Source organism: Pseudorhodobacter sp. (assembly GCF_030452865.1).
In the GTDB taxonomy this organism is placed as follows: Bacteria; Pseudomonadota; Alphaproteobacteria; order Rhodobacterales; family Rhodobacteraceae; genus Pseudorhodobacter.
Genome location: NZ_JAKDLJ010000075.1, coordinates 1 through 11,886 on the forward strand (window position 1 = coordinate 1; position 11,886 = coordinate 11,886).

At 60.9% G+C, this 11,886-nt stretch carries 12 protein-coding genes; 5 read left to right on the forward strand and 7 right to left on the reverse strand.

Features of this window, described 5'->3' with window-relative positions; all coding sequences use genetic code 11:
* Window positions 1-16: 16 nt before the first annotated feature.
* The 3 genes from L0H65_RS06670 to L0H65_RS06680 all read right to left on the reverse strand — a co-directional run bounded on the left by L0H65_RS06670 (window position 17) and on the right by L0H65_RS06680 (window position 3,386).
* The gene (locus tag L0H65_RS06670; protein WP_301458058.1) at window positions 17-1,261 is read right to left on the reverse strand and encodes a TCR/Tet family MFS transporter; all 1,245 of its coding nucleotides are present in this window, start codon (window positions 1,259-1,261) and stop codon (window positions 17-19) included.
* Between the two features lie 577 nt (window positions 1,262-1,838).
* A complete protein-coding gene (locus L0H65_RS06675) occupies window positions 1,839-2,186 on the reverse strand; it encodes a 5-aminolevulinate synthase (RefSeq protein WP_301458059.1) in 348 nt (115 codons plus the stop codon).
* 225 nt (window positions 2,187-2,411) lie between these two features.
* Complete coding sequence (locus tag L0H65_RS06680) at window positions 2,412-3,386, reverse strand: threonine/serine dehydratase (RefSeq protein ID WP_301458060.1); 975 nt, start codon at window positions 3,384-3,386, stop codon at window positions 2,412-2,414.
* Window positions 3,387-3,513: 127 nt separating this feature from the next.
* Here L0H65_RS06680 and L0H65_RS06685 point away from each other — a divergent pair, with 127 nt between their 5' ends.
* Window positions 3,514-4,185, forward strand: a complete 672-nt coding sequence (locus L0H65_RS06685; protein WP_301458061.1) for a hypothetical protein — start codon at window positions 3,514-3,516, stop codon at window positions 4,183-4,185.
* On the opposite strand, the gene L0H65_RS06690 is transcribed toward L0H65_RS06685, so the two are convergent.
* Window positions 4,182-5,012, reverse strand: coding sequence for an alpha/beta fold hydrolase (locus tag L0H65_RS06690; RefSeq protein WP_301458062.1), 831 nt, complete (start codon window positions 5,010-5,012; stop codon window positions 4,182-4,184). The genes L0H65_RS06685 and L0H65_RS06690 overlap by 4 nt on opposite strands.
* Window positions 5,013-5,144: 132 nt before the next feature.
* Here L0H65_RS06690 and L0H65_RS06695 point away from each other — a divergent pair, with 132 nt between their 5' ends.
* From L0H65_RS06695 to L0H65_RS06710, 4 genes are all read left to right on the forward strand, one after another.
* Entirely contained in the window at window positions 5,145-6,929 is a 1,785-nt protein-coding gene (locus tag L0H65_RS06695) for an ABC transporter transmembrane domain-containing protein (protein ID WP_301458063.1), read from the forward strand.
* Window positions 6,930-7,072: 143 nt separating this feature from the next.
* Window positions 7,073-7,513 carry a peptidoglycan-binding protein LysM gene (gene lysM / locus L0H65_RS06700; RefSeq protein WP_301458064.1) on the forward strand — a complete coding sequence of 147 codons (441 nt, stop codon included), beginning with the start codon at window positions 7,073-7,075 and terminating at the stop codon, window positions 7,511-7,513.
* A 30-nt stretch (window positions 7,514-7,543) separates the two neighbouring features.
* Window positions 7,544-7,690, forward strand: coding sequence for a hypothetical protein (locus L0H65_RS06705; protein WP_301458065.1), 147 nt, complete (start codon window positions 7,544-7,546; stop codon window positions 7,688-7,690).
* Window positions 7,691-7,736: 46 nt separating this feature from the next.
* The gene (locus L0H65_RS06710) at window positions 7,737-9,626 is read left to right on the forward strand and encodes an acyl-CoA synthetase (protein WP_301458066.1); all 1,890 of its coding nucleotides are present in this window, start codon (window positions 7,737-7,739) and stop codon (window positions 9,624-9,626) included.
* Window positions 9,627-9,726: 100 nt separating this feature from the next.
* Here L0H65_RS06710 and dtd read toward each other — a convergent pair whose 3' ends face one another.
* The 3 genes from dtd to L0H65_RS06725 all read right to left on the reverse strand — a co-directional run.
* On the reverse strand, window positions 9,727-10,170 hold the full coding sequence (dtd, locus tag L0H65_RS06715; protein WP_301458067.1) for a D-aminoacyl-tRNA deacylase: 444 nt from the start codon (window positions 10,168-10,170) through the stop codon (window positions 9,727-9,729).
* Window positions 10,167-11,087 carry a carbohydrate kinase gene (locus L0H65_RS06720; protein ID WP_301458068.1) on the reverse strand — a complete coding sequence of 307 codons (921 nt, stop codon included), beginning with the start codon at window positions 11,085-11,087 and terminating at the stop codon, window positions 10,167-10,169. Before L0H65_RS06720 ends, dtd begins: the two co-directional genes overlap by 4 nt.
* 70 nt (window positions 11,088-11,157) lie before the next feature.
* Window positions 11,158-11,886 (reverse strand): phosphoribosylaminoimidazolesuccinocarboxamide synthase (locus L0H65_RS06725; RefSeq protein WP_301458069.1); only part of this gene is annotated, 729 nt, incomplete at its 5' end.

Sequence of the window (11,886 nt, forward strand, 5' to 3'; positions counted from 1 at the left end):
CCCCCGTGGGATATTTTTACAGAGAAGATGGCGGTAGAGTAGGGGAACCGCTTGGGGTTTCGCGTGATTTCGCGACATGCAAGGCGATGGCGGCGACCATCAGGATGGCGGCAAGCAGGAAGGGCGCGCCGGGGGAAAAGATGGCAGCATCGGGGGCGGTGAAGGCGGCGAAAGTGGCGGTCATCATCAAGGGTGCTGTGATCATGGCAAGTGCGTTGAGCGAGGCGAGCACACCTTGCAACTCTCCTTGCGCGTTGTCTGGTGTTTGGCGCGACAGCAGCGCCTGAATCGCTGGCGTGACCACACCGCCGAGCGCCGTGATGGGAGTGAGCGCCAGCGCCAGCGCCCCGGATGTGACAAAGCCGAGCGCGGTGAGCGAGACGACATCGACCCACATGCCGAGGAATGCTGCTCGGTGCTCCCCGAAGCGTTGGATCAGCGGGCCGACCAGCAAAGCCTGCCCCAGCGCGAAGCTGACACCATAGACGCCAAGCGAATGTCCGATCATGGTCGTGTCCCAGTCAAAGCGCGCCTTGCCGTAGAACGCCCAGATCGCCGGGTAGACGTTCATCGCGACGGCTATGATCAGGAACGTCAGCAACGGGCGCTTCAGGCCGGGCAGAGCGGTCAGTGATTTCAACGCGCCGATCGGGTTGCCGCGCGACCATGTGAAAGCGCGGCGGGTGCGAGCGGTTACGGTTTCCGGTAGCACGATCAGGCCAATGATGAGGTTGGCCAGCGCCATCGCGGCGGCGGCATAGAAGGGCGCGCGGGTGTCGATGCTGGCGACCAGCCCGCCGATCAGCGGGCCGAGGATGAATCCGATCCCGAAACACGCCCCGATCAGGCCGAAACGCCGGCCGCGCTGGTCGGGTGTACTGATGTCGGCAATAAAGGCCGTGGCTGTGGATTGGGTCGCCGCTGCGATGCCGGCGACGAGGCGCGCGGCGAGCAAAAGCCAGATCGTCGGTGCAAGCGCCATGATCAGATAGGCGAGCGCCATCACCCCGAGCGACAACAGCAACACCGGGCGGCGGCCGTACCAATCCGACAGCGAGCCGAGTACCGGGCCGAACAGGAATTGCATGACCGCGAAGGAGGTGGACAGCACCCCACCCCATAACGCCGCCGCGGCCAGCGTTCCGCCCGTGACCTCCTCGATCAGTTCGGGCATCACCGGGAAGATCAGGCCGATCCCGATCGCATCGAGGGTGATGGTCACCAGAATGAAGCCAAGGGCAAGGCGCGGCGATTGGGTCACTCAAGCTCCTTTGCCGGAAGTTCGGGTGGCGCATTGCCACGAGGCAGAACATGCGGCTTTGCATCTCCCGATGAGAGCAGGTCATTATCGTAAAACCGCAACACAGCGCCAATCCTGGCTCGCCACAAGGCGGGGCCCGTCCGAAGCGTCGCTTGATCATTGTCGCGTGTCAGATGATCGCAGATTGGAATCTTGCAGCTTTTCACGTTTCACCGGAACCGGGTAAGACCGCTAGTCTCGCTCTGATGTTGGATGGTTGCAAGTCCGCGTCGATGTCTGCTGGTCGATGCTGCGGCAGGCATGTTGATGCGGATGGGTGAACCTTGCCGCTTGGCCTACGCTGCCCGGTGCGGCGGGCATAAGGACACCAACCGTCCGCCACGACTTTGCCGTCGCTTGTTGCTTTGGCAATTGCGGTCGAGCGTTCGGCTGCGCGTTGACGGCAGGTTTTGCTCTGCACGGAACGGTGATCACTGAGCGCGCCGACGGGTCGCTGTGACTGGATGTGCTTGCGCCGTGTTGTCACGATCACTCTTGGCGGTGCGAGGTTGGTCAGAGATTGCCCTAAGCCAAAGCGTCAGGTGTTGACCAACAGCAAGCCGAACATGACCATGCCCGCCCCGCCAATTTGGCGAGCGGACAGCGCCTCACCGATGTACCAGGTGTAGGTCATCACGATCAACGTCTCCATCCCCAGAATCGCGATGTAGATCGGGCCGAGGGCGACGCTGCGCAGGGCAGTAATCTCACCAAACATCGCTGCGGCGAGTCCGATCAGGATCACGGTGATCGACAGCGCGGTCATCGACGCCGAACCCATCTTGAGCCCGATGGTAACGGTTGCGTAGCCGACGGACGACAGGACGACAAAGGCAATGGTGGCGGGATTGGCAAGCGTGAATTGGGTCGCAGGCAAAAAACTCATTGCGGTCACCAAACGGGTTGGACCACGGCTCGAAGGTTTGGTCGTGGCAGCGAAAAGGAAATGGATAATGCAAAAATCAGGAAGCCCGATGATAGCGGCTTTGCCCTCATCGACCTAGTCCGGTATTCCCGACCTTTTCGCGATTCCTGCCGTGAGGGCCGCATGCGGCGTTTGGGTCCGCAACCTCTCTTGTCTGGAGTCTTCTGCTGGTGGCCGTTTGCCGGTTCATCCCAGATAGGTCAGTGCTCTGACGAAAACGTCAGGGTCGATATTGCCACCCGTTGCGACACATATCACGTCCGGCGTCTCAATCTGATCCTTGCGGAACAGGGCGGCGGCAAGGGCGACAGCACCTCCCGGTTCCAGCACGATCTTCAGGCGCGACCATGCGAGTGCGACGGCATGCAACGCCTCGTCATCGGTGACGACAAGACCGGGGCCACACAGGCGCGACATCACCGGCAGGGTCAATTCCCCCGGCGTTGGCGTCACGATTGCATCGCAGATTGACCCGGAGAGCCGGGTGTTGTGCTGTCGGGTGCCAGAGGCAAGGCTGCGCGTCACATCGTCAAACCCGGCAGGCTCTGCCGGGCGGGCGCGCAGGCCGGTGGCGCGCGATTCCAGCGCCAGCGCGATGCCGGAGGTCAAGCCGCCACCACCGCAGCACACCAACACATCGGCGCGCGCGATGCCTTGTTCGGCGGCTTGTTCGGCAATTTCCAGCCCGGTGGTGCCTTGCCCGGCGATCACGCGGATATCGTCGAACGGCTTGATCAACGACAGGCTCCGCGCCTTGGCAAGCTGGGCGCCAATGGCATCACGGTCCTCGATTGCGCGGTCGTAGAGCACGACCTCACCGCCCAATGCGCGGGTGTTTCTGATCTTCATCTGTGGTGCGTCATTCGGCATGATGATGACCGCCGGGATATCATGCAGCTTTGCCGCCAATGCGACACCTTGTGCATGATTGCCGGAGGAAAAGGCGATGACGCCCTTGCGGCGAATGTCCTTGTCGAGTGCCGAAACCGCAGACCACGCGCCGCGAAACTTGAATGAGCCGGTATGTTGCAGCGATTCCGCCTTCACAAAGACGCGGCGGCCCGCGATCTCATCCAGAAACGGTGAGGACAGCAAAGGTGTGCGCCGCGCGCGGCCCTCCAGACGGCGGGCGGCGGCCTCGATATCAGCGATTGTTGGCATGTGTCGGTTTCCGGTCATGGGGGCGTTGCGCCTATTGCTGACCTGTGGCGCGGCAAAGGTCAACGACAAGCTGGGTTTACCTTTCGTTAAGCATTTTTCTGCCATTCTGGCGCAAAGGAGCATCTGGATGCGGTGGCTTTTGGCGCTTGTCTGCTGGTTTTGTACCGCAACGGCTTATGCCGGTGCGTGGCCGCGTCAGGCCGGACAGGTTTTTATCGCGGTTTCTACCGATCAGACGCGCAGCCAGATTTACGCGGAATATGGCCTGCGCGGCGATTGGACCATGGGGATGGAGGTGTCGATGCCGCGCGGGCGGCGCCTGCCCGATCTTACCTCTTTCATCCAGCGGCCCGTCTGGCGTGGGGCAGGTGGTTCGATTCTGTCTGTGGGTCTGTCAATGGAGATGCGCGAGGCGCGCGCCGCCGCAGTGTTCCCGCTGCTGAAAGGCGAGACCGAGGTTGCGGCACGGGTGGGCCTGATTTGGGGCAAGGGGTTTGTCACCGGCTGGGGCGAGGGCTGGTTTGCGGCTGAAGCGCAGGTGGAACGCCTTGTCACGAACGACTGGTTGCGCGCGGGGTTGGCTTACAAGTTGGATCTGGCCTTTGGGCTGAAACCGCATGACCGGCTGATGGTCATGGCGCAGGCGCAGGCATGGCAACAAGCTAACACCCGCACGCTGCGGCTGGAGCCGGGCGTGGCGTGGCGGTTTGGGCGCGGACATCTGGTGCTGTCGCCTTCGGTCGGCGTAGTCGGGCCGAAAGCGCCGCGCATGAAACTCGCGGTCTGGACGGAGTTCTAGCGGCTTGAAGCCCGCGCTATGAAATCCCGCAGGACCTCCACCGATTCCGGCTCATCCAGAAACGGGATATGGGCGCGGTCAGGCACGTTGATGAAGGCCATATCCGGCTGGCGGCGGCGCATTTCATTGGCGCATTTCTGTGTCAGCAGATCAGAGTTCGCACCTCGGATCAGCGCCAGCGGCAGGCCGGCGCAGGTTTCGAACAATGGCCACAGATCCACCTCCGGCCCCTTGAACGCGGCAAGGAAACTTTCGCGCAAGGCCGGATCATAGGTGATGCGCAGCCCTTCGGGGGTTTCTGTATAATGCAGGCGCGCTTCCTCCAGCCAGCGGCTGTCGGGCACATTCGCAAACCCCGGCATGTTGCGCGGCAGGGCGGCGGCAAGTTCGGCGTGGGTTTTGGCGCGCGGGTTGCGGCCGACATAATCCATAATCTTTTCCAACCCCGGTTTGTGGATCTCCGGCCCGATGTCGTTGAAACAGATGCCCAGAAGGCGGTCATGTGCCGTCGCCGCCAGCATCATCGCGATCAACCCGCCGCGTGAAGTGCCCAGAACCGCCGCCTTCGCGACGCCAAGATGGTCGAGCAATTCAACCGCGTCCTTGGCCTCCTGCGGGACGGTATAGCTGGCCGCACCGGTCCATTGGCTTTGCCCGCGCCCGCGATAATCCATGCGGATCAGCTGACAGGAGGGCAGATGCGGGCGCATGTAGTCGAAATCCTGCATCGTGCGCGTCAAGCCCGCAAGGCAGAGCAGCGGGGTGCCGGTCCCCGCCACCGAATAAGCGATTTTGGTGCCATCGGATGTGGTGAAAAATTCGGTCATGGTGGCCCCTTTTGTTGTTGCCGAAACTGACACAGCCTTGGGGCGAGGGAAAGGGGGCGCGGCAAATGGGATGCTTGCGGGCAAGCGCGGCTGCGCATAAGTGAAGCCCGGAGAGCAAGAGGACAAGAACGCATGGCACGAGGCGGCGAGATGCTGGAAGAGCGCGAAAAGTCAAAGCAGGTCGGCGCGCTGCGCGGGCTGGCCCCGTTCTTGCGCCCCTATCGCGGGCTTGCCGCCGGGGCGGGTGTAGCACTCGTGGTGACCGCCACCGTGTCTTTGGTGCTGCCATTGGCGGTGCGTCGGGTGGTTGACGGCTTCAACGCGGCTAATTCACAGCTTCTGGATGAGTATTTCTTCGCGGCCCTGGTACTGGCGCTGCTGATGGCGCTTGGCACCGGCGCGCGCTATTATCTGGTGACCCGGTTGGGTGAACGTGTGGTCGCTGATATCCGCAAAGCCCTGTTTGACAAGGTGATGGGGATGAGCCCCGCGTTCTTTGAACGCATCATGACGGGTGAGGTGCTCAGCCGTTTGACCACCGATACCACGCTGATCCTGTCAGTAATCGGGTCATCCGCCTCCATTGCGCTGCGCAATGTGTTGATGCTGATCGGCGGGATGGTGGCGCTGTTGCTGACCTCGGCCAAGCTGACCGGCTTGGTTTTGTTGATCGTGCCGGGGGTCATCATCCCCATCGTGGTACTGGGGCGGCGCTTGCGGGTGTTGAGCCGGGAAAACCAGGACTGGATCGCGATGAGTTCCGGCAATGCCTCCGAGGCGCTGTTGTCGGTGCAAGCGGTCCAGGCCTTCACGCATGAGGACCGCTCACGCGCGAGATTTGATGACATGACGGAAAAATCCTATCTTTCGGCGCAAAAGCGGATCGGGACGCGGGCGCTGATGACAGTGATCGTGATTTTCCTGATTTTCACTGGGGTCGTCGGCGTGCTGTGGGTCGGCGCGCGCGATGTGCGCACCGGCGTGATCAGTGCGGGAGAGTTGATCCAGTTCCTGATCTATTCGGTACTCGTCGCGGGCGCGGTGGGTGCCTTGTCAGAGATTTGGGGCGAATTGCAGCGCGCGGCGGGTGCGACGGAGCGGCTGGTGGACCTGCTTGTCGCGACAGACAGCGTAAACGATCCGGCGCAGCCCGCAGCGCTTGCGCAACCGGTGAAGGGTGCGATTGCGTTTGAAGGCGTACATTTCAACTATCCGGCGCGCCCCGAAACCAGTGCGCTGGACGGGGTGGACCTATGGGTGCAACCGGGTGAAACCGTCGCTTTGGTGGGGCCGTCCGGCGCCGGCAAAACCACGATCTTGCAGCTTATCTTGCGGTTTTACGACCCGCAGCAAGGGCGGGTGACGCTGGATGGAGTCGATTTGCAGCAAATGACGCGGGCGGATTTTCGCCATCACATCGCGCTTGTCTCACAAGATCCGGTGATCTTTGGTGCCTCGGCGCGCGAAAACATCCGCTTTGGTCGACCCGAAGCCACGGACGCGGAGATTGAAATCGCCGCCAAGGCCGCCGCTGCACATGATTTCCTGATGGCATTGCCCGAAGGGTATGACACTTTTGTTGGCGAACGCGGGGTGATGCTTTCCGGTGGGCAAAAGCAACGGATCGCGATTGCGCGCGCCATCCTGCGCGATGCACCGGTGCTGCTGCTGGATGAGGCGACGAGTGCTCTGGATGCGGAATCGGAGCGTGCGGTGCAGGCGGCGGTGGATGAACTGGCGAAATCCCGCACCACGATTGTTGTCGCCCACCGCCTTGCCACGGTGAAAAAGGCGGACCGGATTGTGGTGTTTGAACATGGCAGGATCGTTGCGACGGGCAGCCATGATGAATTGGTGGCCGAAGGTGGGCTATACGCCCGGCTGGCGCGGCTTCAGTTCACTGACGGGCAGGCCTGACCCTCTTGCCAACCCGCTTTTCGGGGAAAATCTTGCGGCAATTCCCCCGGCGCAGAAGAATTCGGTGATTGCGCCTCGATGATCCTGCGCCATACTGCGCCCCGGAACGGGGGCAAGCCGCCCCAAGGTAACAGGAGACTGACATGGGAATGTGGAGCTTTGTGAAAGACGCAGGCAAATCGCTGTTCGGATCGAAAGCCGAAGCCGCAGAATTGCCGAAGGAAGATGCTTTCAAGCAAGAGGTGAAGAACCTCGGGCTTGATACTTCCGGGCTGGATATCAAGGTGGCCGATGATGGCAAGGTTGTCGTTTCCGGCAAAGCGGTCAGCCAGGAGGTCAAGGAAAAGGTTATCCTCGCCGTCGGCAATGTCGCAGGCGTGGCCGAGGTGCAGGACGATGTGCCGGATGCCGGCAAAGCGCCGATTTTTCACGAAGTGAAGAAAGGCGATACGTTGTCTGCGATTGCCAAGAAAACCCTTGGCAATGCCAATCGCTACACTGAGATTTTTGAGGCGAACCGCCCGATGCTGTCGCATCCTGACAAAATCTATCCCGGCCAGATGCTGCGTATTACACAGGCATGAAGATCGGGTCTCCGTTCGGAAGGGGTGCCAATGGCGCCCCTTTTGCATTTGAAGCATAGTATTCTTGCTGCGCCGCGCGGTCCTGCCTTGGCGGCGCGCTTTAACGTAGCGTTGGCCAGCATGGTCTATGCTTGCGACGAGGACCAAAAACCCGCATCGTTGAAAAAAGTGAACTGAAGGCTGGCGGCATTGTCGCTGGCTGATGACAGGGGGAGGAACACGCATGACGAATTTTGTGTCGAAGGAGACGCGGGACGCGATAGAAGCCGAAAAGCCATGGGCAGAGCGGGATACCGCGAAGTCGATGTACCAATTTCTCAGCCGGGCGCGCGACGCGCATGGCGACAAACCTGCGTTGACCTTCCAGTTGGAATCCGGCCCCGGAACCCCCGCGGAAACCCTGACCTGGGCAGAGTATCACGCGGCGGTGACGCAAGCGGCCAACCTGTTCCGCAGCCTTGGCGTCGGGTCCGGGGATGTGGTGGCCTTTGTCCTGCCGAACGCGACGGAGACGGCGGTGACCGTGTTGGGCGGGGCAGTGGCGGGCATTGTGAACCCGATCAACCCGCTGTTGGAAGCTGATCAGATCAGCTCCATCCTGCGGGAAACCAAGGCGAAAGTTGTGGTAACGCTGCGCGCATTCCCGAAAACCGATCTGCCGCAAAAGGTCGCCGAAGCGGTGCGCCATGCGCCGGGCGTCAAGACGGTGCTGGAGGTTGATCTGCGCCGCTATCTGAAACCGCCGAAAAGCTGGATCGTGCCGCTGATCCGCCCGAAAAACCCGGTTTCCCACAATGCAACGGTCAAGAGTTTTGCAACTGAAATGGCAATGCACCCCTCCGACCGGCTGACATTCGAGGATGTGACCGAAGACCGTGTGGCCGCGTATTTCCACACCGGCGGGACTACGGGAATGCCGAAAGTGGCGCAGCATCAGGTGTCCGGCATGGTCTATAACGGCTGGCTTGGCGCCAAGCTGATGTTTCGACAATCCGATGTGGTGATCTGCCCGCTGCCGATGTTCCACGTCTTTGCGATTTATCCGATCCTGATGTCGATGATCGCAAGTGGGGCGCATGTGGTGTTCCCGACCCCCGCAGGCTATCGCGGCGAAGGCGTTTTCGACAATTTTTGGAAATTGGTAGAGCGGTGGAAGATCACCTATATGATCACCGTGCCAACTGCGCTTTCCGCGTTGATGCAGCGCCCGGTCGATGCAGATGTCAGCAGCCTGCGCGGCGCGTTTTCCGGCTCTGCCCCGCTTCCGCTCGAACTTTACAAACGGTTCGAAAAAGCGACGGGGGTGGAGATTATCGAAGGTTACGGGCTGACGGAATGCACCTGTTTGGTGTCGTGCAACCCACCGCAGGGGAACAAGAAAATCGGCTCAGTCGGGATTCCGCTGCCCTATACCCAGGTCCGCATCCTGAACCGCAATGGGGAGACCGGGTACAAGGAATGCGCCATCGATCAGGTGGGGGAGATTTGTGTCGCCAATCCGGGGGTGTTTGCCGGGTCAACCTATACCGAAGTGGACAAGAACAAGGATTTGTTCGCTGAAGGGATCTATCTGCGCACCGGCGATCTGGGGCGGATGGATGCGGATGGCTATCTGTTCATCACCGGGCGGGCCAAGGATCTGATCATTCGGGGCGGTCACAATATCGACCCGGCAGAGATCGAAGAGGCATTGGCTGGTCACGCGGCGGTTGCGATGGTTGGCGCGATCGGCCAACCCGATGCCCATTCCGGCGAACTGCCCTGCGCCTATGTCGAGCTTGTATCCGGCGCGAAGGTGACTGTCGCCGAGTTGATGGATTTTGCCCGTGAGCATATCCACGAACGCGCGGCGGTGCCGAAAGTAATTGAAATTCTGGATGAATTACCGAAAACCGCTGTGGGCAAGGTGTTCAAGCCTGATCTGCGCCGGTTGGCGATCACCCGGATCTATGACGCGGCCTTGCAGGAGGCGGGCCTGCCGGTGCGGGTGGAAAGTGTGGTTGAGGATAAGAAGCGCGGGCTTGTGGCACGGATTTCACGGGCGGAGGGCGTGGATGATGCCGCTGTGACAGCCGTTTTGGGGCAGTTCATCCGACCTTGGGACTGGACCTGAACGGGTTTTGTCGGTGCAGAGGGCAGGGGGCATTCTGCCCCCTCTTGGCCTTGAGGCCAATTCACCCCCGGAGGATATTTTCGCAGAGAAGACGAATGGTTCAGTGCGCTGTATCGAGCCAGATTGTGACCGGGCCTGCGTTTGTCAGGGTGACATCCATGTCAGCGCCGAATTTGCCATTAGCGACGGGGGTGCCCTGTGCGGACATGGCCTTCGAGAAATACTCATACAGATGGCTGCCAACGTCCGGGGGCGCTGCGGCGGAAAAGCCGGGGCGGTTGCCGCGTGAGGTATCGGCGGCAAGGGTGAACTGACTGACGATCAAGGCGCTGCCGCCGATGTCTTTCAGCGCGAGGTTCATTTTGCCGGCCGCGTCCTTGAAGATCCGCAGTCTGGTGATTTTGGAGGCGAGCTGGTCTGCCTCTGCCTCGGTATCGCCTTGCATGGCGCAGATCAGGATCAGCAGACCGGGGCCGATTTCCTCGATTCTGGAACCCGCGATCGAGACGGAAGCGTGGTGAACCCGTTGCACAAGTGCCCTCACAGTTCATGCGCCCAGGGTGGGTTTGCGCCGGGACGGGAAACGGTGATTGCTGCAGCGCGTGTGCCGCGGACGAGGGCGGCGTCGAGGGTGGCATCAGGCAAATTGGCGATAGCGTCTTTGGTCAGCGCGGCAGCGTCATGCAAGGCGGCCAAGGCCCCTGCGTTGAAGGTGTCACCGGCGCCCACGGTATCGGCCACCGTTGCGCGGGTCGCCGCGACGAAGCGGTTTTGCGTTGCGGTGATGGCGCGCGCGCCGCTGGCGCCTTCGGTGATGAACAACAGTTTCGGGCCCCGGCTCAGCAGGTTTTTACCCAAGGTTGCCATCTCCCCCGCGCCTTCAAGCCAACGCAGGTCTTCGTCGCTTAGCTTCACGATATCGGCGCGGGTGATCATTGCGTTGATGCGGTTGCGATAGGCGGTTTCATCGGTGATGAAACCTGGGCGGATGTTGGGGTCGATCATTGTGACCCGTTTTGGTGCCTCGCGCGTCTGCAATTCCGAATAGGTGCTGGCGGCCGGGTCATTGACCAGCGAGATGCCGCCAAAAAACAGCGTAGAGATTTCGCCGGGAAGGTTGGGCAGATCGGCAATCGACAACAGCCGCCCAGCGGTATTTTCATCATAAAATGCGTAGGTTGCCTGACCACCCACCAGTTTGACAAAAGCCAGTGTGGTGGGGCGTGGTGAGCGGGCGGCAAAGCTGCTTTCGACATGGGAGGCCGCAAGCGTATCGGTCAGGATTTGTCCGAACAGATCGGTGGAAAGGCCAGAAAAGAACCCGGTTTTTACGCCAAGTCGGCCCAAGGCGATGGCGGTATTGAATACGGCACCACCAGCGAAGGGAGCGAAGGTGTTTTCACCCGTAGAGGATTGTCGGGGCAGCATGTCGATCAAGGCTTCGCCACAACAAAGGATCATGTCAGTGTTCCCGTTTTAAGTTCCGCCTTTGTATAGCGCGGTGCTGTTGCTAGCGCAAACCTGCGTTATGTCAGGTGAAATACGGTGTGAGGTTTTGCCGGATGCGGGCAAGCGGGCTTATGCCTGCACGGTCGGGGACAAAGGTTTCGCCGGTGATAGCCTCAAACGCATTGATATAGGTTTGGGCGGTTGCGGCAATCATTTCCGGCGGGATGTCCGGAATCGGGTCACTGTAGGGGTCGCATCGGGCGGCAACCCATGCGCGGATCACATCCTTGTCGAAGGACGGTGGGCGAGTGCCATTTTCCAATGCAGTCCGGTAGCCATCGGCGCGCCAATAGCGCGAACTGTCGGGGGTGTGAATTTCGTCTGCGAGCAGGATGTTGCCAGCGGTGTCGGTGCCGAATTCATACTTTGTGTCCACAAGGATCAGCCCGCGCGCGGTTGCCATCTGCTGCCCACGCGCGAACAGCGCCAGCGCCACTGCAGAAATGTGATCCCATTGTAGCTGCGTCAGCAATCCTTGCGAGACGGCGTCTGCGGCGGTCAGCGGTTCGTCATGGCCACCGTCAAAGGCTTTGGACGTGGGGGTGATGATGGGTGCGGGCAGTGCTTGATTGTCGCGCAACCCGTCGGGAAGGTGGTGGCCGTACATTTGGCGCTGCCCCTTCTTGTAGAGCGTCAGAATCGAAGTACCCGTTGTCCCGGCAAGGTAGCCGCGCACCACGATTTCCACCGGCAGGATGGTCAGCTTATGCCCGATCACCACGTTCGGGTCAGGGTAGGACAGCACATGATT